Annotated in this window: 28 protein-coding genes; 8 read left to right on the top strand and 20 right to left on the bottom strand. The window is 68.1% G+C overall.

Translation table 11 applies throughout. The features are described from left to right. The 4 genes from cyoE to DN824_RS08375 form a co-directional block, all read right to left on the bottom strand. On the bottom strand, positions 1-900 hold the full coding sequence (gene cyoE, locus DN824_RS08390) for a heme o synthase (RefSeq protein ID WP_138407903.1): 900 nt from the start codon (positions 898-900) through the stop codon (positions 1-3). A 10-nt stretch (positions 901-910) separates the two neighbouring features. Then, positions 911-1,978, bottom strand: a complete 1,068-nt coding sequence (locus tag DN824_RS08385) for a COX15/CtaA family protein (RefSeq protein ID WP_138407902.1) — start codon at positions 1,976-1,978, stop codon at positions 911-913. An 85-nt stretch (positions 1,979-2,063) separates the two neighbouring features. Beyond that, positions 2,064-2,639, bottom strand: coding sequence for a hypothetical protein (locus DN824_RS08380; RefSeq protein ID WP_138408001.1), 576 nt, complete (start codon positions 2,637-2,639; stop codon positions 2,064-2,066). Next, positions 2,614-3,423 (bottom strand): SURF1 family protein, encoded by an 810-nt coding sequence (locus tag DN824_RS08375; RefSeq protein WP_138407901.1) that lies wholly within the window; start codon positions 3,421-3,423, stop codon positions 2,614-2,616. Before DN824_RS08375 ends, DN824_RS08380 begins: the two co-directional genes overlap by 26 nt. Here DN824_RS08375 and DN824_RS08370 point away from each other — a divergent pair. Continuing rightward, complete coding sequence (locus DN824_RS08370; RefSeq protein ID WP_138407900.1) at positions 3,422-3,607, top strand: twin transmembrane helix small protein; 186 nt, start codon at positions 3,422-3,424, stop codon at positions 3,605-3,607. The genes DN824_RS08375 and DN824_RS08370 overlap by 2 nt on opposite strands. A 9-nt stretch (positions 3,608-3,616) precedes the next feature. Here the strand turns inward: DN824_RS08370 and DN824_RS08365 are convergent, their stop codons facing one another. The 8 genes from DN824_RS08365 to DN824_RS08330 all read right to left on the bottom strand — a co-directional run bounded on the left by DN824_RS08365 (position 3,617) and on the right by DN824_RS08330 (position 12,358). Next, positions 3,617-4,513 (bottom strand): cytochrome c oxidase subunit 3, encoded by an 897-nt coding sequence (locus DN824_RS08365; RefSeq protein ID WP_138407899.1) that lies wholly within the window; start codon positions 4,511-4,513, stop codon positions 3,617-3,619. Between the two features lie 10 nt (positions 4,514-4,523). Next, positions 4,524-5,075 carry a cytochrome c oxidase assembly protein gene (locus DN824_RS08360; protein ID WP_138407898.1) on the bottom strand — a complete coding sequence of 184 codons (552 nt, stop codon included), beginning with the start codon at positions 5,073-5,075 and terminating at the stop codon, positions 4,524-4,526. 171 nt (positions 5,076-5,246) lie between these two features. After that, complete coding sequence (ctaD, locus tag DN824_RS08355; RefSeq protein WP_138407897.1) at positions 5,247-6,884, bottom strand: cytochrome c oxidase subunit I; 1,638 nt, start codon at positions 6,882-6,884, stop codon at positions 5,247-5,249. Between the two features lie 13 nt (positions 6,885-6,897). Beyond that, positions 6,898-8,031 carry a cytochrome c oxidase subunit II gene (gene coxB / locus DN824_RS08350; RefSeq protein WP_138407896.1) on the bottom strand — a complete coding sequence of 378 codons (1,134 nt, stop codon included), beginning with the start codon at positions 8,029-8,031 and terminating at the stop codon, positions 6,898-6,900. A gap of 436 nt (positions 8,032-8,467) precedes the next feature. Continuing rightward, on the bottom strand, positions 8,468-8,734 hold the full coding sequence (locus DN824_RS08345; protein ID WP_138407895.1) for a hypothetical protein: 267 nt from the start codon (positions 8,732-8,734) through the stop codon (positions 8,468-8,470). 52 nt (positions 8,735-8,786) lie between these two features. Continuing rightward, positions 8,787-10,319, bottom strand: a complete 1,533-nt coding sequence (locus tag DN824_RS08340) for a SulP family inorganic anion transporter (RefSeq protein ID WP_138407894.1) — start codon at positions 10,317-10,319, stop codon at positions 8,787-8,789. 76 nt (positions 10,320-10,395) lie between these two features. Then, complete coding sequence (locus DN824_RS08335; RefSeq protein ID WP_138407893.1) at positions 10,396-11,127, bottom strand: carbonic anhydrase; 732 nt, start codon at positions 11,125-11,127, stop codon at positions 10,396-10,398. Between the two features lie 166 nt (positions 11,128-11,293). Next, positions 11,294-12,358 (bottom strand): PA0069 family radical SAM protein, encoded by a 1,065-nt coding sequence (locus DN824_RS08330; RefSeq protein ID WP_138407892.1) that lies wholly within the window; start codon positions 12,356-12,358, stop codon positions 11,294-11,296. A 156-nt stretch (positions 12,359-12,514) separates the two neighbouring features. Between DN824_RS08330 and DN824_RS08325 the strand changes: the two genes are divergently transcribed. Beyond that, positions 12,515-13,045: a DUF4946 domain-containing protein gene (locus DN824_RS08325; protein ID WP_158295373.1), complete on the top strand. Its 531-nt coding sequence runs from the start codon at positions 12,515-12,517 to the stop codon at positions 13,043-13,045. On the opposite strand, the gene DN824_RS08320 is transcribed toward DN824_RS08325, so the two are convergent. The 4 genes from DN824_RS08320 to DN824_RS08305 all read right to left on the bottom strand — a co-directional run bounded on the left by DN824_RS08320 (position 13,032) and on the right by DN824_RS08305 (position 17,209). Then, a complete protein-coding gene (locus DN824_RS08320) occupies positions 13,032-13,826 on the bottom strand; it encodes a DUF1835 domain-containing protein (RefSeq protein ID WP_241666676.1) in 795 nt (264 codons plus the stop codon). The genes DN824_RS08325 and DN824_RS08320 overlap by 14 nt on opposite strands. After that, entirely contained in the window at positions 13,823-14,092 is a 270-nt protein-coding gene (locus tag DN824_RS08315; RefSeq protein ID WP_138407890.1) for a YheV family putative zinc ribbon protein, read from the bottom strand. Before DN824_RS08315 ends, DN824_RS08320 begins: the two co-directional genes overlap by 4 nt. Further along, entirely contained in the window at positions 14,089-16,137 is a 2,049-nt protein-coding gene (gene prlC / locus DN824_RS08310) for an oligopeptidase A (RefSeq protein WP_138407889.1), read from the bottom strand. The genes DN824_RS08315 and prlC overlap by 4 nt, the downstream gene beginning before the upstream one ends. A 79-nt stretch (positions 16,138-16,216) precedes the next feature. Then, on the bottom strand, positions 16,217-17,209 hold the full coding sequence (locus DN824_RS08305; protein WP_138407888.1) for a bile acid:sodium symporter family protein: 993 nt from the start codon (positions 17,207-17,209) through the stop codon (positions 16,217-16,219). Between the two features lie 82 nt (positions 17,210-17,291). Between DN824_RS08305 and DN824_RS08300 the strand changes: the two genes are divergently transcribed. Both DN824_RS08300 and DN824_RS08295 read left to right on the top strand, forming a co-directional pair. Further along, on the top strand, positions 17,292-18,101 hold the full coding sequence (locus DN824_RS08300) for an AraC family transcriptional regulator (RefSeq protein WP_138407887.1): 810 nt from the start codon (positions 17,292-17,294) through the stop codon (positions 18,099-18,101). Positions 18,102-18,158: 57 nt separating this feature from the next. Further along, positions 18,159-18,701 (top strand): gamma carbonic anhydrase family protein, encoded by a 543-nt coding sequence (locus DN824_RS08295; RefSeq protein ID WP_138407886.1) that lies wholly within the window; start codon positions 18,159-18,161, stop codon positions 18,699-18,701. Positions 18,702-18,855: 154 nt separating this feature from the next. Here DN824_RS08295 and DN824_RS08290 read toward each other — a convergent pair whose 3' ends face one another. Next, a complete protein-coding gene (locus DN824_RS08290) occupies positions 18,856-19,614 on the bottom strand; it encodes an SDR family NAD(P)-dependent oxidoreductase (protein ID WP_138407885.1) in 759 nt (252 codons plus the stop codon). 119 nt (positions 19,615-19,733) lie between these two features. Here DN824_RS08290 and DN824_RS08285 point away from each other — a divergent pair, with 119 nt between their 5' ends. Both DN824_RS08285 and DN824_RS08280 read left to right on the top strand, forming a co-directional pair. After that, positions 19,734-20,672, top strand: a complete 939-nt coding sequence (locus DN824_RS08285) for a LysR family transcriptional regulator (protein ID WP_138407884.1) — start codon at positions 19,734-19,736, stop codon at positions 20,670-20,672. Between the two features lie 70 nt (positions 20,673-20,742). After that, positions 20,743-21,387 (top strand): HAD family hydrolase, encoded by a 645-nt coding sequence (locus tag DN824_RS08280; RefSeq protein WP_138407883.1) that lies wholly within the window; start codon positions 20,743-20,745, stop codon positions 21,385-21,387. A gap of 71 nt (positions 21,388-21,458) precedes the next feature. Here DN824_RS08280 and DN824_RS08275 read toward each other — a convergent pair whose 3' ends face one another. From DN824_RS08275 to DN824_RS08265, 3 genes are all read right to left on the bottom strand, one after another. After that, positions 21,459-22,181: a ferritin-like domain-containing protein gene (locus DN824_RS08275; RefSeq protein ID WP_138407882.1), complete on the bottom strand. Its 723-nt coding sequence runs from the start codon at positions 22,179-22,181 to the stop codon at positions 21,459-21,461. A gap of 11 nt (positions 22,182-22,192) precedes the next feature. Further along, positions 22,193-23,362, bottom strand: coding sequence for a hypothetical protein (locus tag DN824_RS08270; protein WP_138407881.1), 1,170 nt, complete (start codon positions 23,360-23,362; stop codon positions 22,193-22,195). A 215-nt stretch (positions 23,363-23,577) separates the two neighbouring features. Then, a complete protein-coding gene (locus tag DN824_RS08265) occupies positions 23,578-24,636 on the bottom strand; it encodes an aminopeptidase (protein WP_138407880.1) in 1,059 nt (352 codons plus the stop codon). 65 nt (positions 24,637-24,701) lie between these two features. Here DN824_RS08265 and DN824_RS08260 point away from each other — a divergent pair, with 65 nt between their 5' ends. Both DN824_RS08260 and DN824_RS08255 read left to right on the top strand, forming a co-directional pair. After that, positions 24,702-25,127: a PA0061/PA0062 family lipoprotein gene (locus DN824_RS08260; RefSeq protein ID WP_138407879.1), complete on the top strand. Its 426-nt coding sequence runs from the start codon at positions 24,702-24,704 to the stop codon at positions 25,125-25,127. Between the two features lie 23 nt (positions 25,128-25,150). Beyond that, a complete protein-coding gene (locus tag DN824_RS08255; protein WP_138407878.1) occupies positions 25,151-25,558 on the top strand; it encodes a PA0061/PA0062 family lipoprotein in 408 nt (135 codons plus the stop codon). The last annotated feature ends 52 nt before the right edge of the window (positions 25,559-25,610 follow it).

The following is a 25,610-nucleotide window of genomic DNA, read 5'->3' as shown; positions in this document are numbered from 1 at the left end:
TCAGAGAGCCAGCATCAGATAGTGATCGACCAGCAGCGCGATGAACAGCAGGAACAGGTAGTAGATGCTGAACTTGAAGGTACCGATCGCCGCGTGCGGCCGGCTTTCGCGGTACAGCGCAACGGTCCAGTAGAGAAAGCGCGCGCCCAGCAGCGTCGCCGCCGCCAGGTACAGCCAGCCGCTCATGTGGATGGCGAAGGGCATGAAGCTCACCGCCAGCAGCATCGCGGTGTAGAGCAGGATGTGCACCTTGGTGTACTGCACGCCATGGGTCACCGGCAGCATGGGGACGTCGGCCTCGGCGTACTCGGCCTTGCGGTGAATGGCCAGCGCCCAGAAGTGCGGGGGCGTCCAGGCGAAGATGATCAGCACCAGCAACAGCGGCTCGGCCGTGACCTGGCCGGTGACCGCGACCCAGCCGAGCAACGGCGGCGCCGCCCCGGCCAGCCCGCCGATGACGATGTTCTGCGGCGTCGCGCGCTTGAGAAAACCCGTGTAGATCACCGCGTAGCCGACCAGCGAGGCCAGGGTCAGCCAGGCCGCCAGCGCGTTGGTGAAGGTCAGCATCAGCGCCATGCCCGCCGCGCTCAACACCAGGGCGAACAGCAGCGCCGGCACCGGGCCGACCCGGCCTTCCGCCAGCGGCCGGCGATGGGTGCGTGCCATCACCGCGTCGATGCGCCGGTCCACCACGTGGTTCACCGCCGCCGCCCCGCCGGCGCACAGCGCGATGCCGAGGTTGCCGAACAGCAGCACCGTCCAGGGCACCCCCGAACGCGTGGCGAGGAACATCCCGACCAGCGAGGTGATCAGCATCAGCACCACCACCTTGGGCTTGGTCAGCTCCAGGTAGTCGCGCCAGCCGGCACTGGCCGATCGTTCTCTGACTAGCGTGGCCATGGTGTTCTCCTTATGAGGTGCGTTGGGGCAAAGGGAAGGGGCGCGTCCGGTCGAAGGGCGCGCGGGTCGTCGCGGACAGGGCCTCGGGCTGGCGGGCGCGAAGTGGGCGCAACCGGTAGTTGACCAGCACCAGCACCAGCAGCAGCGCGGCGCCGCCGCCGTTGTGGCCCACCGCGACCGCCAGCGGCAGGTGGAACAGGACGTTGCTGATGCCGAGGGTCACCTGCACGGCGAGCGCCGCCACCAGCAGGGCGGCCAGCCGGCCGAGCCCCTGGCGCCAGAGCATGACGGCGAGCGTCAGCAGCACCAGGGTCAGGGTCAGCGCGCCGAGGCGATGGGACATGTGGATCGCGGTACGGGCCTCGTTGTAGAGCATCCCGCCGAGGTAGTTGGGGCCGATGTGCTGGGTCAGGTGGAAGCCGTTGGCGAAATCCATCTCCGGCCACCACTCGCCGTGGCAGGTCGGCAGGTCGACGCAGGCGACGGCCGCGTAGTTGGCGCTGACCCAGCCGCCGAGGGCGATCTGGCCGATCACCAGGAGCAGCGCGGCCGCGGCGAAGGCCCGCAGCCGGCGCGGCAGCCCCGGCAGCGGCGCGAGCCCGCCGGACAGCCGCAAACAGAGCAGGAACAGCAGGCTCAGGGTGGCGAACCCACCCAGCAGATGCGCGGTGACCACCTGTGGCCAGAGCTGCAGGGTGACCGTCCACATGCCGAAGATCGCCTGCGCGATGACCACCGCGAGCACCAGCAGCGGCAGCCTGACGGGTTGGCCGGGGGTGTGGCGGCGGCGCACCGCCTGCACCGCGAGGCCGAGAATGACCAGCCCCAGCGCTCCGGCGAAGTAGCGGTGGATCATCTCGTTCCAGCCCTTGTGCACTTCCAGCGGCGCATCGGGAAAGCGCTCGGCGGCCAGGCTCTGCTTGTGTTCGCTCATGGGTACGCCGAGAAACCCGTAGCAGCCCGGCCAGTCGGGGCAGCCGAGGCCGGCGTGGGTCAGGCGCGTGTAGGCACCAAGCAGGACCACCACCACGGTGAGCGCGGTGGCGAGCAGGGCGAGACGGTATCCGGGTCTGGCCATCGGGTTCTCCTTGAGGTCCCCGCTTAGGCAGTGACCCGCTTCGGTAATTCCAATTTCTGCTTAACGGCGAGGTTTTCGAATCGTGTCAGCCTATCTGCGAGAGTTTCAGCAGGTGGCGCAGGTCCTCCAGAATCGCCTTGCCGGGCGTCCTGGCGTCGTAACGCAGCACCAGGTTGCCGTGCGGGTCGACGATCCACAGCTGCGGCTCGACCGGCGCCAGGCCGCTGCGTCGATAGACCTGCGGCTCGAGCGGGTAGCGCTTGAGCTGCGGATATTCGGCCGCCAGCTTCGCCTCGTAGCCCTCATCCAGCGGCTCGGCGAGGGCCAGCGCATGGGCCGCCCGGGTGACCTCGCGCCCCAGCCCCACGTGGATCTGGCGCGCCAGGTAGACCAGCTGCCGACAGTCCTCGGCGCAGCCCGCCGGCGCGGTGACCAGCAGCTGCCAGTGAGGATCGGCCGGTGCCTGGATGCCCAGCTCCGCGCGGCCCTGGCCATTGCCGATCAGCACGCCGTCGAAGGTGCGCGTCTGCGGCACCCAGAAGCCGAAGCGGTACATGCTCGAGGCCAGCAGCATCGGCCCCAGCACCACCGCGACGATCGCCAGCAATTGCCAGCGCCCGCGGCTGCGGCGGCGATCAGGGGGCGCGACGGTCGGATTCATGGCGGTCATGGCGGTCTCCCTTGGCCTGGTGCAGGCCGAAATAGACGAACAGGGCGATGAGGGCGGCGGCCAGCGCGAACCACTGCACCGCATAGCCGATGTGCTGCTGCGGGCGCATGGTGGTCACCGGCCAGTCCACCCGGTAGGCGGCAGGCCCCGGCTCCAGGCGGACCTCGTAACCGAGCCCGTCGCGCTGCAGGGTGTCCCACAGCTCGGTCACATCGACATGGTTGACCAGCCGCGGCCAGCCTTCGGCGGGCCGGCGGTTGAGCACGAACGGCTTGCCCGAGGGCGCGTAGACCCAGGCGGTGACCTTCAGTGGCAGGTCCGGGGTATCGAAGACCGGCGGTATGCGCCGATCGGGCCAGGGCAGCCAGCCGCGGTTGACCATCACCCAGCGGCCGCTGGGCTGGTCCTGGAAGGGTTGCAGCAGCTCCACGCCCACCTGGCCGTCGCGGGTGCGGCTGTCGAGCAGGAAGCTGTGCTCGGCATCGAACGAACCCTGCAGCTGCACCCGCACATAGGCCGGGTCGTCGATCTGCTCCACCTGCTCCGGGCCGACTGCCTCGGCCTGCTGGCGGGCCTCCTGCCGCTCGATCATCTCGCGCTTCTGCTCACCGCGCTCGAGCTGCCAGAAGCCCAGCCAGAGCAGCCCCGGCAGCAACGCGATGACCACCAGCGTAGGCACCAGACCGGGCCGGAACCGCGCCGATCCACGCTTGGCTGGCGGTCGATTCGACTGGCTATACTGCACCACACCTCCCCCTGTCGCTGAGTCGCTCATGCTCAAGATGGCAATCGCCCTGTCGTTAGTGGCCACGCTGGTCAGTCTGTTCAGTGGGTTGTTCTTTCTGGTCAAGGACGAGGGCAAGACCTCCCGGGTGGTGACCGCCCTCTTCGTCCGCGTCGCCCTCAGCGCGCTGACCATCGCCCTGATGGCCTGGGGTTTTCTCACCGGGCGGCTGTGACCCGTCCGTTCAGGTGCCGAGCACATAGACGAAGACGAACAGCGCGATCCACACCACGTCGACGAAGTGCCAGTACCAGGCCGCTGCCTCGAAGCCGAAATGCTGCTCGGCATCGAAATGCCCGCGCATCACCCGCACCAGCATCACCGTGAGAATGATCGCGCCCATGGTCACGTGGGCGCCGTGGAAGCCGGTGAGCATGAAGAAGGTCGCACCGTAGATCCCCGAACCCAGGGTCAGGCCCAGTTCGGTATAGGCGTGGACGTACTCCTCGGCCTGCAGGATCAGGAAGATCACCCCCAGCAGGATGGTCGCCGCCAGGCCGATCTTCAGGTGCTTGCGGTGGCCCTTCTTCAGCGCGTGGTGCGCCCAGGTCAGGGTGAAGCTGGAGGTGACCAGCAGGACGGTGTTGATCAGCGGCAGGCCCCAGGCGCCGATGACGCCGCTGGGGGCCGGGTAGAGTTTCGGATCGGGGTTTTCCAGCAGCGGCCAGGTGTATTCGAAATTCGGCCAGAGCATGTTGCTGATGCCCTTCTCGCCTTCCCCACCCAGCCAGGGGCCGGTCCAGTAGCGGATGTAGAACAGCGTGCCGAACAGCGCCATGAACAGCATCAGCTCGGAGAAGATGAACCAGCTCATGCCCCAGCGGAACGAGCGGTCCATCTGCGGGCTGTAGAGCCCGGCGCGGCTCTCGCGGATCACCGAACCGAACCAGCCGTACATCATGTAGGCGATCAGCAGCGCACCGATGAAGAAGATCATCGGCCCGCTGGACTCATCGCGCCCGGCCTTGAGGTCGTTGAGCCAGCTGCCCAGGCCATACACCGTGGTCAGCAACGCGACGGTCGCGACGATCGGCCATTTGCTCTGCGCCGGGACGTAGTAGTTCTGGTGCGTGCTAGTCATGCTGGGCTCCTTAGCCGCCCGTATGGGCAACCGGCGGCTGGCGGGACGTGATGTCGAACAGCGTGTAGGCCAGGGTCAGGTGGCGGACCTCGGCCGGCAGGCCGCGGTCGACGATGAAGCGCACCGGCATCTCGATCCGCTCGCCGGGCTGCAGCACCTGCTGGGTGAAGCAGAAGCATTCGGTCTTGTGGAAGTAGGCCGCGGCCTTGGACGGCGAGACGCTGGGTATCGCCTGGGCGGTCATCGGCTTGTCGGTGGGGTTGTAGGCGATGAAGCGCATCTCCTGGGCGGCCCCCGGATGGACGCTGACCTGATCGGCCACCGGCTTGAACTCCCAGACCATGCCCGAGGCATTGGTGGCGAGGAACTGCACCCGCACCTCACGCGCCTCGTCGGCCGCCTGCGAACCGGTCCAGGCGGAGGTGGAGGTCTTGCCATTGATGCCGAAGGCCTGGCACATCACGTCGTAGATCGGCACCAGCGCAAAGCCGAAACCGAACATCACCACCACCACCAGTACCAGGCGGCGCACCAGCTTGGGTAAAGGCAGCTCATCGTTCATCTAGGCATCCTCCGGTGAGGTGGGTCGATGGAGACTGGCTGAAAGCTCGCGGTCGAGACCGCTCCCACAGGCTCGGCGGCGGTCTCGGCTTCCGTGGGAGCGGTCGGGGACGCCCAGTCTTGACCGCGAAGGGGGCCGCGCGGTCCCAGGTCCCCGACACCCCGTCCATGCTCACGGCGTCAGCTCCCCACCGGTGCCCTTGCGGTGTTCGTGCACGTCGCTCATGTCCGGCGGCACCTGGAAGGTGTGGTAGGGCGCGGGCGACGGCACCGACCATTCCAGCCCTTCGGCGCCATCCCAGGGCTTGGCCGGCGCCGGCACGCCGCCGCGGATGCACTTGATGACGATGAACAGGAACAGCAGCTGCGTCGCCCCGAACATGAAGGCACCGATGGAGGAAACCATGTTGAAGTTGGCGAACATCATGTTGTAGTCGGGGATGCGCCGCGGCATGCCGGCCAGCCCCACGAAGTGCATCGGGAAGAACGCCAGGTTCATGCCCACGAAGCTCATCCAGAAGTGCAGCTTGGCCAGGGTCTCGTCGTACATGTGGCCGGTCCACTTCGGCAGCCAGTAGTAGGCCGAGGCGAAGATGCCGAAGATCGCCCCCGGCACCAGCACGTAATGGAAGTGCGCCACCACGAAGTAGGTGTCGTGGTACTGGAAGTCGGCCGGAGCGATGGCCAGCATCAGCCCGGAGAAGCCGCCGATGGTGAAGAGGATGACGAAGGCCACGGCGAACAGCATCGGCGCCTCGAAGGTGAGCGAGCCGCGCCACATGGTCGAGACCCAGTTGAACACCTTCACCCCGGTGGGTACGGCGATGAGCATGGTCGCGTACATGAAGAACAGCTCGCCCACCAGCGGGATGCCGACGGTGAACATGTGGTGCGACCAGACGATGAACGAGAGGAAGGCGATGGCCCCTGTGGCGTAGACCATCGAGGTGTAGCCGAACAGCGGCTTGCGGCTGAACGCCGGGATGATCGAGCTGACCGCGCCGAACGCCGGCAGGATCATGATGTACACCTCGGGGTGGCCGAAGAACCAGAACACGTGCTGGAACAGCACCGGGTCGCCACCACCGGCGGCGCTGAAGAAGCTGGTGCCGAAGTGGATGTCCATCAGCATCATGGTCACCACGCCGGCGAGCACCGGCATCACCGCGATCAGCAGGAAGGCCGTGATCAACCAGGTCCAGACGAACAGCGGCATCTTCATCAGCGTCATGCCGGGTGCGCGCAGGTTGAGGATGGTGGCGACCACGTTGATCGCCCCCATGATCGAGCTGATGCCCATCAGGTGGATGGCGAAGATGAAGAAGGTCACCGACTCCGGCGCGTAGGTGGTCGACAGCGGCGCGTAGAAGGTCCAGCCGAAGTTCGGCCCGCCGCCCTCCATGAACAGCGTGCTGACCAGAAGCCCGAACGCGGCCGGCAGCAGCCAGAAGCTGAAGTTGTTCATCCGCGGCAGGGCCATGTCCGGCGCGCCGATCATCATCGGGATCATCCAGTTGGCCAGGCCGACGAAGGCCGGCATCACCGCGCCGAACACCATGATCAGCCCGTGCATGGTGGTCATCTGGTTGAAGAATTCCGGCTGCACGATCTGCAGGCCCGGCTGGAACAGCTCGGCGCGGATCACCATCGCCATCGAGCCGCCCAGCAGGAAGGCACAGAAGCTGAACCACAGGTACATCGAGCCGATGTCCTTGTGGTTGGTGGTCAACAGCCAGCGCGACAGCCCCTTGGCGGGGCCGTGGTGATGGTCGTGTCCGGCATGACCATGATCGTCGATCACTGCACTCATCTCGGCACTCCTCTTATTGGCTGGCTTCGTCGGCCTGTTTGAAGGCCAGGACGTCCTTGGGCAGGACCATGTCGCCGACCTTGTTGCCCCAGGCATTGCGCTCGTAGGTGATCACCGCGGCGATGTCGACTTCCGAAAGCTGGCCGCCGAAGGCCGGCATCGAGGTGCCGCGCTTGCCGTGGACGACGATGTCCAGGTGGGCCTGGGCCTCACCCGTGGCGATCGGCGAGCCCTTGAGCGCCGGGAAGGTCGGCGGGATGCCCTCGCCATTGGCCTGGTGGCAGGCGACGCAGTTGGTCTGGTAGACCTTCTCGCCGTGGGCCATCAGCTCGTCGAGGGTCCAGTCCTTGCTGGTCAGCTCCTTGATCCGCGCGGCCTCCTCCTTCTTCTCGCCGATCCAGGCGGCGTAGTCCTCGGCGGACTTGACCTCCACCACCACCGGCATGAAGCCGTGGTCCTTGCCGCACAGCTCGGTGCACTGGCCGCGGTAGATGCCGGGCCGCTCCACCCGGGTCCAGGACTCGTTGACGAAGCCGGGGATGGCGTCCTTCTTCACCGCCAGGTCCGGCACCCACCAGGAATGGATGACGTCGGCGGCGGTGATCAGGAAGCGCACCTTGGCACCGGCCGGAATCACCAGCGGCTCGTCCACCTCCAGCAGGTAGTGCTCGCCCTTGGCCTCGCGGTTGTTGATCTGGTCGCGCGGGGTGGTCAGGTTGCTGAAGAACTCGACGTCCTCGCCCAGGTACTTGTAGTGCCACTTCCATTGGTAGCCGGTGACCTGGATGTCGACGTCCGACTCGCTGGTGTCGTAGATGTGCATCAGCGTACGGGTGGCCGGAATCGCCATGCCGATCAGGATCAGCAGCGGGATGACGGTCCAGAGCACCTCGACGCGGGTGTTCTCGTGGAAGTGGGCCGGTTGATGACCCTGGGAGCGCCGATGCATGAGCATCGACCAGAACATCGCGGCGAACACCAGGATGCCGATGACGACGCAAATCCAGAAGATGGTCATGTGAAGGTTGAAAACCGAATGGCTGACGTCCGTCACCCCGGTTCGCATGTTCACATCCCAGGCCGCTTCGGCAAGGCCTGCCGCCGGCCACAGCCCGAGGCCCATCCAGACTCGTGGATGTCGCGTCATTGCGGGTTCCCCTTATGGTTATTGTTATCCCGCCGACTGGTTTACAGCCTCTGAAAACGATCGGTGTGCCCGCGCTGCTGCCGCCGCGCCGAAAGCCTCGCATCGCTTACCCCGTAAACGACGCCGCCTTCGCGCGCCCTGCCTGGCCGCTTGCACGTGGACGCCCTGCGTTTCCCGAACAAGGCCTAAGCAAGGCCCGTCTGGCCACCCCCGATGATTCGGTCGCCAGACCCGTGCTGTCGCACAGTCGGAACTCAACTGGTCACGCCTTCGTTTCCGGAGTATAGACAGCGATGCGGCTCTGGCAATTTGACGCAACACAATCGCCCGAAGCCGCGCCAGCCGAGGCGTTGCGCCCGCCGGGCGATTCCGGCAAGGGGATTTTGGGGGCGCGCCGGAGGGGCCGGCGCGCGGTCGCGCAACGCGCCGGTAGGCTTCAGGCCGCGCCTTGCGCCCCGGCCTGGCGGTCGTCGCGGTCGTTCTTCTTCACGCCGCGAATGTTCATGATCGCCAGGCACACCTGCAGGGCGATCAGCGCCCAGGCGCTGGCGTGCAGCCCCCACACGACCCACAGCACGTTGCTCGCGAGAAAGCACCAGAACCCCACCGTGCGCCGTCGGGGGTTGAGCGAGCCGATCAGCCAGGCCGCGGCGACCGTGATCAGCATCGCCGGCCACTGCAACAGGTCGAGAAAGATATCCAAGCGTCCTCCGGATCGTGGGCAAACCTGGGTCTTGGGGGCCGGGCGGCAGGCTTTAGTTCCCCCCTGCCGTCGCCATCCCGACGCCCTGACCGCCCTGCCCCTCGACCCGGCGCTCGAGGTCGCGCGGCTCGATGATCAGCCGCCCGCCGCTGGCGTGGTTGGCGCGCTGCCATTCCTCCAGCAGCTCCATGCAGGCGTGGTCGATGTAGCCCAGGCGCTCGAGCGGCACGTGCAGCCGGGCATCGCGCGGCAGCGTCTCGAGGGTCTGCGCCAGCTGCGGCACCTTGAGGAAGGTCGCCGCGCCGTCCATCTGCAGCTCCACGTCGCGGCCGCTGCGACGCAGGGAAATGTCCAGCCGCGAGGCACGCCAGGCGAGCTGCACCAGGGTCAGGGCAAAACCGAGCAGCACGCCGGTGAGCAGATCGGTGGCGACGATCGCCAGGGCTGTGGCCAGGTAGATCAGCATCGCCATCCGGCCGTAGCGGCCAAGGTGGCGCAGCGCCTTGAGGTCGACCAGCTTCAGGCCCGTGTAGACCAGCACGCCGGCCAGGCTCGCCACCGGTATCCGCTCGAGCAGGGCGGCCAGCAGGACCACCGCGGCGAGCAGCCAGACGGCGTGCAGCATCGCCGACAGGCGGGTGGTCGCGCCGGCCTGGACGTTGGCCGAACTGCGCACGATCACCCCCGTCATCGGCAGCGCGCCGAGCACCCCGCAGAGCATGTTGCCGATACCCTGGGCGGACAGCTCGCGGTCGAAGTCGGCCCGCGGCCCCTGGTGCATGCGGTCCACCGCCGCGGCGGACAGCAGCGTCTCGGCGCTGGCGATGAAGGCCACGGCCAGCGCCGCCACCAGCAGATGCGGATCGGCCAGGGCAAGCAGGTCGTCCGGCCGCAGCCAGTCGATCGCCTCGCCCAGGTTGGCCGGCACCTCGACCCGACGCACCTCCAGGCCGAACCAGAGCCCGGCGAGGGTCGCCAGCCCGACGCCGAGCAAGGCGCCGGGCAGCAGCTTCAGGCGGCGCGGGGCGAAACGGTCCCAGCTCCACATCACGGCGATGGTCAGCAGCCCGAGCAGCGCCGCCTCGCCGCCACTGCCCGAAAGCGACAGGGCCTCGCGCACCGCCGCCGGGAACGCGCCCAGGTTATCCAGGCCGGATGCCCGCGGCGTGGCGTCGAGCATCACGTGGACCTGCGACAGCACGATCAGCACGCCGATGCCGGCGAGCATCCCGTAGACCACCGCCGGTGCGGTGACGCGAAACCAGCAGCCCAGTCGCAGGCGTCCGGCCAGCAACTGCAGCGCGCCGGCCAGCAGCAGGATTGGCCCGAGCATCGCCACGCCGTGTCGCTGGACCAACTCGAAGACCAGCACCGTGAGGCCCGCCGCCGGGCCGCTGACCTGCAGCGGCGCTCCGGCCAGCCAGCCGACCACCAGCCCGCCGACGATGCCGGTGATCAGACCCTTGGCCGGCGGCATGCCGGAGGCGATGGCGATGCCCATGCACAGCGGCAGCGCCACCAGAAATACCACCAGCGATGCCAGCGCATCGCGCGGCAAGGTGGCTTTGAGCGATTGGATTGACATGAAGCGGTCTCTCCCCTGGAGCAAGACACGAGGCAGCCGCGACGCCGGCAGGCGCACGGCTTCGGAACAAGGCGGCTCAGGCCGGCTGGTAGCGCGGCCGTGGCGTGGCGACCGGCGCCGGACCTTCGCCGTCGAGTGGCAGGAAGACGCCACGGCGCGCGTCGTAGGCGCGGATGTCGCAACTCTCGATGTCGTACACCCAGCCGTGAATGAACAGCTGGCCGCTGGCAAGCCGCGCGGCCACCGAGGGATGGGTGCGCAGGTGGTCGAGCTGGGCGACCACGTTCTCCTCGGTGAGCACGCCAAGGCCGGCGTGGCCGCTGCAGGCGCAGTTCTGCTCGACCACGGTCCGGGCGACCTCGCTGTGGCGCAGCCAGGCCTTGACCGTCGGCATGCGCTCCAGCGTCTGCGGGTCGAGCACCGCCTTCATCGCCCCGCAATCGGAATGGCCGCAGACGATGATGTGCTGCACGCCGAGGGCCATCACCGCGTATTCGATGGCGGTGGACACGCCGCCGTTCATCTGCCCGTAGGGAGGCACCACGTTGCCGACGTTGCGGGTGACGAACAGGTCTCCCGGCGCGCTCTGGGTGATCAGCTCGGGGACGATCCGGGAATCGGCGCAGGTGATGAACATCGCCCGCGGCCGCTGGGCATTGGCCAGCCGGCGAAACAACGCCTGCTGCTCGGGAAACACCTCCCGGCGAAAGCGACGAAAGCCCTCGACGACCTGACTCAGCGCCTCGTCGGCGCTCGGCGTGACGGGCGGGTCTTCCGGGGTGCTGGCCGGTAGGGTGCGATCATTCATGCTCAAGCCTCCTGTGGTCGTGACCGGCTGGTCACATTCGCCACGAGGCTAGCTCGGCAAACTTAAACGAACCTGAATGCGCCGCTCTGCTACGCGGCTTTCACGCAGGCAATAGGCCACATCGGCAGGGCCGGTTCGCGCGGGGACGCATCCACTCCGCGGGCCGCTAGATCAGGCTCAGCTGCTGTCCGGGCGGGGCGAAACGGCTGCAATCGAGCCCGTAGTTGTCCTCGCGCCGGTTGTAGCCCAGGCGCTTGCAGGCGAGCCTGAAGCGCTGGGCGATCAGCTCGGCGAAATGGCCCTCCCCGCGCATCCGGGTGCCGAAGCGGCTGTCGTAATCCTTGCCGCCCCGGGACTGGCGCACCAGGCTCATCACGTGGGCGGCGCGGTCCGGGAAATGCTCGCCGAGCCAGGCCTCGAACAGCGGCGCGACCTCGTGGGGCAGGCGCAGCAGCACGTAGCCGGCCGAGCGCGCGCCGGCCTCGCGGGCGGCCTCGAGCATCCTCTCCAGTTCCATGTCGTTGATCATCGGGATCATCGGCGCGCACATCACGCTGACCGGCACGCCGGCCTCGTGCAGGGTGCGCAGGGTGCGCAGGCGCGCCGACGGCGAGGCCGCGCGCGGCTCCATGATGCGCTTGAGCTCGTCGTCCAGGGTGGTCAGGCTCAGGGACACGGTCACCAGCCGCTGCTCGGCCAGCGGCACCAGCAGGTCCAGATCGCGCAGCACCAGCGAACTCTTGGTGATGATGTGCAGCGGATGCTTGAAGCGCAGCAGGATCTCCAGCGCCTGCCGCGTCAGGCGCTGGTCGCGTTCGAGCGGCTGGTAGGCGTCGGTGTTGACCCCCAGCGCCAGGGGCTGCGGCACGTAGCCGGGCTTGGACAGCTCCTGCTCCAGCCGTTCGGCGAGGTTGGTCTTGGCGATCAGGCGAGTCTCGAAATCGATCCCCGGCGACAGGTCCCAGTAGGCGTGGCTGGGCCGGGCGAAGCAGTAGATGCAGCCGTGCTCGCAGCCCCGATAGGGGTTCACCGAACGGTCGAAGCCGACATCCGGAGACTGGTTGCGGGTCAGCACCGTCTTGGCCAGCTCGCGGCGCACTTCGGTGGCGCGGGTCGGCGGCACCTCCTGCTCCCAGCCGTCGTCGTAGGCTTCGGTCAGGGTCGGGGCGAAGCGGTTGTGCGGGTTGATCGCGGTGCCGCGCCCGCGCGGGGTGGTCTTGGGGGGAAACATGGGCGGCTCCGAATAGCTGTATATAAATACAGTATCAAAGAGCCGGCCCATGCGCACGGCCCGGGGCGCGCCGTTGGTCTGCCCGACGGAACGGCGGCGGTTGTGGCCCTGCGTCGCATCAGGCAGGCTGGTGCGATGTTTCCCAGAGTTCCCACGATGCCCTCTCGCGCTCCACTTGCCGTCCTTGCCCTTCTGTTCTGCAGCGCTGCCCTGGCCGAGACCTTCGAGGTGGACTGGCCCGCCGGCTGGGAGGTGGAGCAGATGCCCGCGCCGCAATCGCCGTTCGAACCGGAGGTCAGCGGCGAGCGTCAGCGCGCGATGAAGCTCAAGCCCAACGGCGAGCAGGAGGTGGTCGTCGAGATCACCCGCCTGCCGCTCTCGCCAAGCGTGGAGATCGATCTGGACAAGGTGCTCCGGCAGATGCGCCAGGGCATCCAGCTGGGGTTCGCGCAGAACCTGCTGCTGACCGCCTGCCAGCCGCCGGCCGATACCGAAATGGGCGACCTGCCCGCGCGCGAGGTGCGCTGCGACATCAGCCAGCAGGGCACGCCCGTGTTGCAGCAGAACCTGCTGATGGCGCGCAACGACAAGGCCGTCTATTCGCTCAGCTATGCGATGCCGGTGGCCAATGCCGCCGCGCTGGAGCAAACGCTGGAGACGCTGCGCAAGAGCCTCAGGCTGCACTAGCCGCGCGGCGTACCCGCAAGGCGGCGTATTGCGCGCGCGGCACGCCGTCCAGTTCGAGCCGGCCGGCCCGCGCCAGCTCGCGGGCACGCCAGTAGAGAAAATAATCGGTGGGGAAGAAGCCGTCGCAGTGCCTCATCACCTCGGCCATGGCTTGCGCCAGCGGCCTCCAGTCCGGTCCCGTCGCCGCGACGAGCGGCGCATCGATGGCCTCGAAACCCTCGCCGAAGAAGCGCCCTTCGCGCCAGCGGCGAATATCCGCATCCTCCGCCACCGCACCGCGCCATTGCTCGGCCAGCCGATGCTGGCGCGCAGCGTCGATCCGCTGCGGGCGAAAGCGCTCGGCCAGCGCCGCCGGCGGATGCATCGAGACCGCCATGCGCGTGCCGACGCGGCTGTCGCCGGTGCCACAGGCGATTTCGAACAGGGGCAGCGGGCTGCCGGCCAGGGCCGCGCAGACCCGCGCCAACAACAGCTGCTCGGACGCGCTGTCGCCATGCCAGACGGTCCCGCCGAGCCCCTGCCCCGGCAGCTCGGCGAGCCAGCGGGCATCGTTACCCAGGTCATCGGCGAAGTCGGGCCGCGGCTCGGCAGCGTCCGGCCAGACCGCCTCCCAGAACGAGGCGCGCGCCGGGCAGCGCGCGGCGTCCACGTCCCGCAGCGGGCCGACGGCAAGGTCGTCGCGCATGGCCCGAATCCGCACGTCGGGCTGGCCGGCCGTGACGGTGGCGACGCTTTCGGCCGCCAGGTCGCCACAGGTCAGGTGCCAGCCGGCGGGGATCACGGCTCGGGCTTTTTCAGCTTGGGGTTGGGGAAGAACTGCACCGACTGGACCTTGGCATCGGCGACCTTCGGCTTGGGCTGGTTGACCCGGGTGCCGAGCTCGCTGGGCACCGACTGGCCCTGGGCGTTGAGGGTGTCGGCGTAGCCGCAGACGACGCATTCGCGATGCGGCACGCCGTCGACGTCCCACATCTTGATGCTGTCCTGGGCGCTGCACGCCGGGCAGACCGCCCCGGCGATGAAGCGCTTGACCGGTGGCTGGCTCATGCCGCCTCCGCCGTCAGCCCGAGGTGGCGCAGCAGCGCGTCGATCGACGGCTCGCGGCCGCGGAAATCGACGAACAGCACCATCGGCTCCTGGGAGCCGCCGCGGGCGAGGATCGCATCGCGGAACGCCCGGCCCGTCTCGGCGTTGAACACGCCCTCTTCCTCGAAACGCGAGTAGGCGTCGGACGACAGCACCTCGGCCCACTTGTAGCTGTAGTAGCCGGCCGCGTAACCGCCCGCGAAGATGTGCGCGAAGCTGTTGGGGAAGCGGTTGTTGGCCGGCGGACGGATCACCGCGACCTCGTCGCGGATGGTGTCGAGCACGTCGAGCACGCTGCGCCCGTCGCCGTGGGTGGCGTGCAGCTCGAAGTCGAACAGCGAGAATTCGAGCTGGCGCACCATCACCATGCCGGACTGGAAGTTCTTCGCCGCGAGCATCTTGTCCAGCATCTGGCGCGGCAGCGCTTCGCCGGTCTGGTAATGGCCGGCGATCAGCGCCAGGCCCTCGGGCTCCCAGCACCAGTTCTCCATGAACTGGCTCGGCAGCTCGACCGCATCCCAGGCCACGCCGTTGATCCCGGAAGCGCCGGCATGCTCGACGCGGGTCAGCAGGTGGTGCAGGCCGTGGCCGAACTCGTGGAACAGGGTGGTGACTTCATCGTGGGTCAGCAGCGCCGGGCGCTCGCCCACCGGCGGGGTGAAGTTGCAGACCAGGTTGGCCACCGGCGTCTGCAGTTCGCCGAGGGCGGTGCGGCGCTTGTCGCGGGCGCCGTCCATCCAGGCACCACCGCGCTTGTTCGAGCGCGCGTAGAGGTCGAAGAAGAAGCGCCCGACGTGCTCGCCGTTTTCGCGGATCTCGAACAGGCGCACGTCCGGGTGCCAGCTGTCGAAGTCTTCCAGCTCGTGGATCTCGATGCCGTAGAGGCGCTGGACGATGGCGAACAGGCCCGAGAGCACCTTGTCCACGGGGAAGTACTCGCGCACGGCTTCCTGGTTGAGGCTGTAGCGCTGCTGGCGCAGCTTCTCGCTGTAGTAGCCCAGATCCCAGTTCTGCAGGTCATCCAGCCCCTGCTCGGCCGCGAAGGCGCGCAGCTCGGCCAGGTCGCGCTCGGCGAACGGCTTGCTGCGCCGGGCCAGGTCACGCAGGAAGCCCAGCACCTGGTCGGTGGACTCGGCCATCTTGGTCGCCAGCGACAGCTCGGCGTAGTTGGCGAAGCCGAGCAGTTTGGCGAGCTCCTGGCGCAGGTCGAGGATCTCGGCCATCACCGGGCCGTTGTCGAACTGACCGGCGTTCGGCCCCTGATCGGAGGCGCGGGTCGAATAGGCGGTGTAGACCTCTTCGCGCAGGGCGCGGTCATCGGCGTAGGTCATCACCGCGTAGTAGCTGGGAAACTCCAGGGTGATCAGCCAGCCGTCCAGCTCCTTGGCCTGGGCCGCCTGGGCCATCTGCGCCTTGGCCGACTCGGTCAGGCCGGCGAGCGCGGACTCGTCGGTGATGTGCTTGGTCCAGGCCTGGGTGGCGTCGAGCAACTGGTTGGAGAAGCGGCTGGCCAGCTCCGAGAGCTTCATGCGGATGGCGCCGAAGCGCTGCTGCTCGACCGGCGGCAGGTCGATGCCCGAGAGGCGGAAATCGCGCAGCGAATGCTCGAGGATGGTCTTCTGCGCCACCTCGAAGCTGTCGGCTTCCGGGCTGTTGGCCAGCGCCTGGTAGGCGCGGAACAGGTCGGGGTTCTGCCCCAGTTCAGTGGAATAGGCCGACAGTTTGGGCAGGCAGGCCTCGTAGGCGGCGCGCAGCTCGGGGCTGTTCTTGACCGAGTTGAGGTGGCTCACCGGACCCCAGGCGCGGCCGAGCCGCTCGTTCATCTCGTCCAGGCCGACCACCAGGGTCTGCCAGTCCAGGCTTTCGGCGGGCCGGCTGAGCAACTCCTGAAGCGCGACCCGGTTGTCACCGAGGATGGCGTCGATGGCCGGCTCGACGTGTTCCGGACGAATCTCCGAATAGGGAGGCAGGTCGAAGTCCCGAAGCAGGGGGTTGGTATCGGTCACGGCAATGCCCTTCTAGGAAATACTCACCCCCGCATGTTAAAGGCAATTGCGCGGCCACGCAGCCTCCATTCCTGGCCGTTCAGCGCGGCGACGGCGATGCCTCCGGCGCTTCATCACGGCGCGCGTAACGCTGGGCCAGGACCGCGCAGACCATCAGCTGGATCTGGTGGAAGAGCATCAGCGGCAGGATGATCATCCCCACCGCGCTGGTGGCGAACAGCACCTGCGCCATCGGCACGCCGGTGGCCAGGCTCTTCTTCGAGCCGGCGAAGAGGAGGGTGATGCGATCTTCCAGACTGAAGCCCAGCAGCCTGCCCAGCAGGCTCGTCAACCACAGCACCAGCGCCAGCAGCAGGCAGCACGCCAGCGCCAGACCCAGCAGGTTGACGAGCGGGACGGTCTGCCAGAGCCCTTCGACCACCGCCCCGCTGAACGCGGTGTAGACCACCAGCAGGATCGAGCTCTGGTCGACGGTCTTGAGCCAGTTCCTGTTGCGCGTCACCCAGGCGCCGATCCAGCGCCGCGCGACCTGCCCGGCGACGAAGGGCACCAGCAGCTGCAGGACGATCCTGCCGATCGAATCGAGCGTCGAGCCGGTATCGCCTTCGACCCCCATCAGCAGCAGCACCAGCACCGGCGTGAGGAAGATGCCGATCAGGCTGGACGCCGCCGCGCTGCAGATCGCCGCCGGCACGTTGCCCCGCGCCAGCGAGGTGAAGGCGATCGCCGATTGCACCGTGGCCGGCAGCGCGCACAGGTAAAGCATGCCCAGGTACAGCTCGGCGCCGACCAGCGGCGCCAGCACCGGCCTGAGCGCCAGCCCCAGCAGGGGAAACATGACGAAGGTGCAGAAGAACACCAGCAGGTGCAGCCGCCAGTGGCCGGCGCCGGCCAGGATCGCTTCGCGCGAAAGCTTGGCGCCGTGCATGAAGAACAGCAGGCCGATGGCCAGGGCGGTGAGCCACTCGAAGAACACCGCGCCACGGCCCTCGCAGGGCAAGACGGTGGCGATGGCGATCACCGCCAGCAAGGCGAGGGTGAAATTGTCGAACAGCAGGCGAAGCTTGGCCATCGAGCGGCTCCCGGGCTTGCGGACGAAGGGGAGCGACCTTAACGTGACGTTTTCCTTCCGGCTAACGCCAAGCAGGCACTAAATGTCGCCAATCGGACAACCGATCGCCGTGACCGCCGAGCCGAACATGCCCGCGACGTTGCCGCGGCCGGTGTACGGCAAGCTCGATTCGCCGCCCAACCTCAAGCTCGGCTATCGCCACAGCCACCCCTGGGTCCAGATTTCCCATGCCGTGGAAGGCGTGCTCGAAGTGCGCACCGACAGCGGCCGCTTCATCGCCCCGCCGCTGCGTGCGGTGTGGGTGCCGGCCGGCGTGCCCCATCAGGTGTTCTGCGCGCCGGATACCTGCATCCGCAGCCTGTACATCGACCGGCGCGTGGCCGGCGATGCGCCCGCGCATTGCCGCGTGCTGCAGGTGAGCCCGCTGCTGCGCGAGCTGATCGGCCACTTCGCCACGCTGCCCGAGACCTATGACGAACAGGGCCCCGAGGGCCGCCTGGTGCAGGTCCTGCTCGATCAGCTGGGCAGCGCGCCGGAGGTCGAGCTGATGCTGCCGCTGCCGGTCGAGCCGCGGCTGCATCGCCTGTGCAGGCGCCTGCAGGCGCATCCCGACTCCGCGCAGGGCCTGGCCGACTGGAGCCAGGCGCTGGGCGTCTCGGAGCGCACCCTCAGCCGCCTGTTCCTGCGCGAGACCGGGCTGACGTTCCGTGCCTGGCGCCAACGCCTGCGCCTGCTCAGCGCCCTGCCCGGGCTGGAGCGTGGCGAGCGGGTCACCGACGTGGCGCTGGCCAGCGGCTACGAGTCCCTGTCGGCCTTCATCGCGGCCTTTCGCGAACAGTTCGGCGCGACGCCCGGCGAGTTCTTTCGCCCCCTGCGCGATGCCGTCCATTAAGCTTCAGACCTTTCGCGCGGCTCGCCTGGGCGCGCCGCCATCACATCGGAGCCATCCATGACCATCCGCACCTTCCAGGACCACACGCCACGACTCGGCGAACGCGTCTTCGTCGACCCCTCGGCCGTGCTCATCGGCGACATCCACCTCGGCGCCGACAGTTCGGTCTGGCCGCTGACGGTGATCCGCGGCGACATGCACCGCATCCGCATCGGCAACCGCACCAGCATCCAGGACGGCAGCGTGCTGCACATCACCCACGCCGGCCCGTTCAACCCCGACGGCTTTCCCCTGACCATCGGCGACGAAGTCACCGTGGGCCACAAGGTCACCCTCCATGGCTGCACCCTGGGCAACCGGATTCTGGTGGGCATGGGGTCGATCGTGATGGACGGGGCGGTGGTCGAGGACGAAGTGATCATCGGCGCCGGCAGCCTGGTGCCTCCGGGCAAGACCCTGGAGAGCGGCTACCTCTACGTCGGCAGCCCGGTGAAGCAGGCGCGTCCGCTCACCGACAAGGAACGCACCTTCTTCAGCTACACCGCGGGTAATTACGTGAAGCTCAAGGACCAGCACCTGGCCGAAGGCTACGGCGGCTGATCCGAAGCCTTCGCGGTCAAAACCAGGCGCCCCCGACGGCTCCCACAAGCGCGGGCGCTGCCTTGGAGCACTCACCCGTGGGAGCGGGGTCTTGACCGCGAGCTCTTCAGCCCGACGCAGGCCATGCGGGCGCACACCCGCATCGCCCTCAGGGTCAGAGAAACATCCCGCCAGAGGCCTCGATGCGCTGGCCGGTGATCCAGCGGCCGCCTTCGCTCAGCAGCGCGGCGACGGCCAGGCCGATGTCGTCCGGCTGACCGACCCGGCCCTTGGCGGTGTTCGCCGCGACGAAGGCGTTGAGCTCGGCATTGTCGCGCACCGCGCCGCCGCCGAAGTCGGTCTCGATCGCGCCGGGGGCGAGCACGTTGACGCTGATCCCGCGCGCGCCGAGTTCACGGGCCTGGTAGCGCGTCAGCACCTCGATGCCGCCTTTCATCACCGCGTAGGCCGAGTAGCCGGGCAGCGTGAAGCGCGTCAGCCCGCTGGAGACGTTGAGGATGCGCCCGCCGTCGACGATCAGCGGCAGCAGCGCCTGGGTCAGGAAGAACGGCCCCTTCAGGTGCATGTTCATCATCAGGTCGAACAGCGCCTCGCTGGTTTCGGCGAAGCTGGTGGTCTGGCCGGTGCCGGCGTTGTTCACCAGAAAGTCGATGTCCTGGCGGCCGAAGCGCTCGGGCAGCGCCGCGCGCAGCCGTTCGGCGAAGTCGGCGAAGCCCGAGCTGTCGCCCACGTCCAGCGGCAGCATCAGCGCCCGGACGCCGAGACGCTCGATCTCTTCGGCCACCGCCTGGGCTTCGCTGGCCTTGCTGAGGTAGGTGCCGATGATGTCGACGCCCTGGGCGGCCAGCTTCAGGGCGGCGTTGCGGCCGAGCCCGCGGCTGGTGCCGGTGATCACTGCGAGTTTGCCTGTCATGTCGAGTCTCCCGAGTGGGGTGGTGGGTACGGGATCGACTCTATTGTTCAAACCAGGCCGGATAAATCATCCAGGCCCGGATAGACTGTTCGATCAACACGATCAATCAGGACGGTCCGATGAACCTGCTCGACCTGCTGCGCACCTTCGTCCGGGTCCATGAACTGGCGAGCTTCACCGGCGCCGCCGACAGCCTCGGCCTGCCCCGCTCGACGGTTTCCGAACAGATCCGCGCGCTCGAACAGCGGCTCGGCACGCGCCTGCTGCAACGCACCACCCGCCGGGTACAGCCGACGCAGGACGGCCAGCTCCTGTACGAGCGCTGCCGCGACATGCTCGATCAGGTGGACGAAGTCGAGGGGCTGTTCCGCGAAGGCAGCTCGCTCACCGGACGCCTGCGCATCGACCTGCCGGTCGCCCTCGCGCGCAACCTGGTGATGCCGCGCCTGGGCGAATTCCTCGACCGGCACCCGGCGCTGGAAATGGAAGTCAGCGCCACCGACCGGCGGGTGGACCTGGTGCGCGAGGGGTTCGATTGCGTCCTGCGTATCGGCGAGGTCAGCGACACGGGCCTGGTGGCGCGCCGGCTCGGCAGCTATCCGCTGGTCAACTGCGCCAGCCCCGCCTATCTCGAGGCCCATGGCACGCCCAGGACGCTGGACGACCTCGCCGATCATCAGCTGATCCACTACGTGTCGGTGCTCGGCGCCCGCTCGGCCGGCTTCGAGTACGAGGAGAACGGCAGGACGCTGTGCCTGCCGATGCGCGGCCGGGTCACGGTGAACAACAGCGACGGCTACAAGGAAGCCTGCCTCGGTGGTTTCGGCCTGATCCAGGTACCGCTGGCCGGCGTGTGCGAATCGCTCGAACGGGGCGAACTGCAGCTGGTGCTGCCCGACCACGTGCCGGCGCCGATGAGCGCTTCGCTGCTCTATGCCCACCGGCGCAACCTGCCGCGCCGGGTACGGGCATTCATGGACTGGCTGGGCAGCCTGATCGAGCAGGACCTCGCCGCCGCGAACGCCCTCGCGCAGCGCCTGCGGACCGCGGCGCGCTGAGCCCTGGCGCGTTGCCCGTACCGGCCGGGTACGGGACAATCGGCAACCCTCCCGCTGCCGGCCGCTGCCCATGCACCACGCGACGATTCTTTTCGACCTCGACGGGACGCTCACCGACCCGCGCGAGGGCATCACCCGCTCGATCCAGCACGCGCTGGCCAGGCTCGGCATCGACGAGCCGGACCTCGCCAAGCTCGAACCCTTCATCGGCCCGCCCCTGCTGCAGGCCTTCATGCAGTTCTACGGCTTCGACGAAGCGCGGGCGTGGCAGGCGGTGGAGCATTACCGCGAGCGCTTCAGGGTCACCGGGCTCTACGAGAACCTGCTGTTCGACGGCGTGCTGGAGATGCTCGAGCACCTGCGCGGCCAGGGACGCACGCTCTATGTCGCCACCTCCAAACCCTCGGTGTTCGCCCGCGAGATCGCCCGCCACTTCGCCTTCGACCGGCACTTCAAGGTGATCTACGGCAGCGAGCTCGACGGCACCCGCACCGACAAGGTCGAGCTGATCGCCCACCTGCTCGCCGAAGAACGCCTCGAGACGGCCGACACGCTGATGGTCGGCGACCGCAAGCACGACCTGATCGGCGCGCGCGCCAACGGCCTGCAGGCGGCAGCGGTGGGATACGGATTCGGCAGCCATGCCGAGCTGATGGCCGAGTCGCCGGCCTACTACTACGCCACGCTGCCGGAGCTGCGCGCGGCCTTCGCCTGAGCAGGCGTAGCGGGAAGCGGTCGGACGCCACCCGGCGGGCGGTTCGCCTGCCGGGCGTCGTCGCGAGGGAATTACTTGATCTGGGTGATCAGGTCGCGGCGCATCACGGTCTTGATCTTCACCAGATGGTCGTTTTCCTGGTCCAGCGCCTTCATGAAACTGTCGGCAATATTGTCGTGCCCAGCGGCGCGGGACAGCTCGATCAACAGCTCCCAGGCCGCGTTGTCCGCCAGCTCCACGGTCAGCAGCGCGTTGAGGCCCTGCTCGACGTTGGTGCGCGGGTCGGTCAGCACCTGGACGATGCCCATGGCCATGACCCCGACCACATCGGCGCTCGGCGTCTGCGCGGTGGGGTCGGCGCCCAGCTGCTCGATCGCGCTGACCAGCAGCATCATGTGCTCGGCCTCTTCCTCGCGGATGTGCTTGAGGGTATCGACCAGCGGCGAGTTGGCGGGCTCAAGCGCCTTGGCCTTGGCGATCATCGCGTCGTACAGGCGCACGCCGTTGCGCTCGTAGGCCAGGCGTTCGCCGAGCTTGTCGATGAGGATTTCCGGGCTCTTGCCCTTGAGCATGTCGAAGGTCGTCTTGATCATGCCCTTGGCCGAACCCGGGATCGGCACCGAGCCGATGCGCCCCGCGTCCTCGGCACGGGCCCCGCGCTCGCGGGCGATTCCGGTTTCGTCGCCCGGCACGTCGGGGGTGATGGAATTGACGGCCTCCAGGAGGCTCTTGGTGTCCTTGGGGGACATTTGCACGCCGGTCACGTTGGTGCCGACTTTGGCAGCGTGGGCCATGGTCATTCTCCTCAGGAAGCTTTACGGATCAGTTCGGTGCCCGGCGCCCACTGGTAGCCAGCGGAGACGATGTCGGCGGCGATGCCTTCCGAATTGAGCTGTGCACGGTAGTCGAGGGAGCTCTTCGGCTCCTGGGTGATATCCACGTACTGGGTGCCGCTGGTGCGCAGGTTGAGCTCGGCGGCGAGCACCTTGCGCACGAATTCGCGCTGGCTCTTGAACTCGACCATCTTGGGCAGCGGCCCGCCGAGAATTTCCGCCGGATCGCGCCGCTCGAGCTTCTTGAAGTACTCGCAGGCGACGTTCAGGTGGCCCAGCTCATAGTCGAGGAAGCGCTCCCAGATCGCCTTGATGCGCGGATTCGTTTCCTGCTCGGCACAGCTGGCGTAGGCGTAGACCTCCATGGCTTCGTGGACCAGCCACTTCTCCATGAAGCTTTCCTGCGGATCGGCCAGCGAGCCGTACTGGGTGACGTGCTGCTCCTCGACCGAGGCGATCTCGGCGTACAGCTGGCGCGCCAGCGGGTCGGCGAACAGCGGGCCGATGTTCATGTAGTAGTCGTGGGTCTGGAACTCGGCCGCGGTGATCATCGCGGCGTGGATCTTGGTGATCAGCGCCGCCTCGTCCTTCACGTAGCTTTCGCGCAGGTCGTCGTCGGGGTGCCGGTGGTGCTGGGAGGTCGGGCGGCCCGGCACGATGTCGGTGTAGCCCTGCAGGATGTTGTTCGCATCCTTGCCTTCGAGGCGGTCGAGCATCGCCGAATAGCGGTAGAGGTGATCGAAGTCCTCCAGCAGGCCGAAGCGATAGGTCTGCGCCTGGTAAGGGTCGGGCTCGCTCTGCGCCACCGCGGCCGTCACCTCGATGGCCACCTGCTCGTAGGCCACCGTGGTTTCCAGGGGCGAGTGGTCGGCGGAGATCAGCCAGTTGACCATGGTCGCCTGGTGCTGCTCGACCCGGCGGATCTCGGCCAGCGGCTGGCGCAGCTGGCCAGTGATGCGGGCGATGCCGTGCTTGAGACGCAGCGCGTCGGTCTCGATGCCGTTCATGAGGATGATGCGCACGCGGGTGAAGGCGTCGTCATCGAGTTTGCTGATGGGCTTGCCGGTCATCTCCTTCCAGGTGAACTTCTGCTTTGCCAAGGGCGTGCCCTTGTTGTCGAGTATGCCTGACAGCTTATCCATGGAGCCTCCGTGGGACGGGTCATTCACGGCGTACGGGGTACGCCCGAGGGGGCGGCCGCAAAACGCTGCGGCCCTTGAAAAGGGACGGAGGCGGTGCCGGACAAATTCCTTGCAGATCGTCGGGTCGGAGGTTTTCTGGATGGGCGGCGCCAAGGCGCTTGTGGATGGACGGCCTTCGATGGGGTCGGCCCGCGCCGTCGGTGCAGGGAAACGGCTCAGCGAAGCGCGTCGAGCCGCGCCTCCCGCTCCTTGACGGGCAACCGGCCGAGTTCGGCGACCCGCGCGTAGAAGGCCGGCCAGTCACGCCCGACCTGCTCGAACAGACTGGCGAAGGCGGGCACCCAGCGGTCATAGAGGCCGAAGGGCAGCAGCCGGGCGTTGTTCAAGGGCTGCTCGATCCAGCGATCGAAGCGCCCCACCCCGCCCCACTGCCGATCACGCCGCTCGCGGTAGAGACGCCGCAGGCGTTCGAATTCCTCGGCCTTGGCCTGGCGCATCCGCGCCTCGGGCAACCCCGAGGCATAGAGCCGGTCGAGCCGCTCGCGGGTCTCCAGCACCAGCTCGACGAGCGCGGCGTACTGCTCGCGCGCCTGCTCGTCGCGTGGTGGCAGCCCCCGGCTGGCGCGCCACTGACGCAGCCCCTCGCGCTCGACGAAGCTGGCGAAGGATTCGTTGAAGGCGGTGTCGTCCGGCACGTAGAGCTGCTGATGGGCGAGTTCGTGGAAGATCAGCGCGGCCAGCCGGTCCTCGTCCCAGCTCATCATCGAGCTGAGCAGCGGATCGTCGAACCAGCCCAGGGTGGAATAGGCCTCGACGCCGGCGACATGGGTGTCGTAGCCCTGCTGGCCGAGCAGCGCCGCCGCGCCGCGCGCCGCGCCCTGGCGGTAGTAACCGCGGTAGGCGACGCAGCCGGCGATGGGGAAGCAGTGGGTCAGCGGCTGGATCGAGAATTCCGGCGTGGCGAAGACGTTCCACACCACGTAGGGACGGCCGATGTCGGCGTAGACGCGGTAGCTGCCGTTGTCGGGCAGCCCGAGCCGCGCACTGGCGAAGGCGCGCGCCTGCAGGGCCAGGGCGAGGCGCTCGCGCAGCTGCGCATCGCGCGAGGGGTCGGCGATGATCCGCTCCACCGGCTCGCGCTGGCGCAGCAGTTCCAGCTGCCCACGGGCCAGCTGACCGTAGTAGGTGCCGCAACCGCCCAGACAAAGCATGAGCAGCAGGGGAACCCAACGGGGCATCAGGTGGTCGAGAAAGGCGGTTTCACGGCGCGGCATGCGCCGACCCTACCCCATTTGCCCGGGGGCACTCCAGCGTCCCGCTCGCCCCCTCGGAGACCCGCATGCGCGCTGCCCTGATCATCGCTTCCCTGCTGCTGTCGGCCGGCTGTGCCCATCCGATTCCCGACCCCGATCCCAGCCAGGCCTGGGTCGACCTCGCACCGAGCCAGGACACCCGGCTCGAGGCGCTGGCGGTCGACAGCGCGCGCCTCGAGGACGACCGCTACTTCCAGTTCGAGCCCGGCAGCCGCCAGCTGGAAATGCGCTACCGCTTCGACGTGGCCGGTCACGACGTGGGTGCCGGCAGTGCGCCGCTGCCACGCGACTGCCGCCTGAGCCTGGCCTATGACCGCTTCTCCGCGGGCGAACGCTATCGCCTGGTGGCCGGCCGCTACGGCTTCAGGCCCTGGGCCAAACTCTACGACGAGAAGAATTTCCTGCTCGCGCGGGCAGAAGAACGAGGCTGCGGCGATGTCTCAGGCTTATGATGCGTGTCCCCTGGAGATCCTTCATGCGCCGGTCGCTCGTCCTGTCCCTGCTGCTGATCCTGTCCGGCTGCGCCGGCCCGCTGCCCGAGCCGCGTGACGACCGGGCCTGGGTCGACCTGCACACGATGATGCCGATCGACACCTTCATGGCCCAGCGTATCGACCGCCAGCGCGTCGAGGATGGCCGGTTCTTCCAGGTGCCCCCGGGCCCCCACGCGCTGGAAGCCTCGTTCGAATTCGAGATCGGCGGCGGTGGCATGCTCAACGAGCCACGCCGGCTGCGCTGCCTGCTGACGGTCAACCACGACTTCGAGGCCGGCCGCCGCTACCGATTCGAGTCCCGCGCGATGGGCTTTCAGCCACAGGGCTGGCTCTATGACGAGCAGGACAACCTGCTCACCCGCGCCGAAGTGTCCTTCTGCGGCCCGTGATCCCTGGCGCGGCGGCGCCGGTCGTCCGCCGCGCCGGAACTCGCCTCCCGGC

Origin of the sequence: Stutzerimonas nosocomialis, from assembly GCF_005876855.1 — a bacterium.
GTDB lineage: Bacteria > Pseudomonadota > Gammaproteobacteria > Pseudomonadales > Pseudomonadaceae > Stutzerimonas > Stutzerimonas nosocomialis.
Note: the sequence above shows the minus strand (reverse complement) of the source record. Positions and strands in the feature narration are given on the sequence as shown.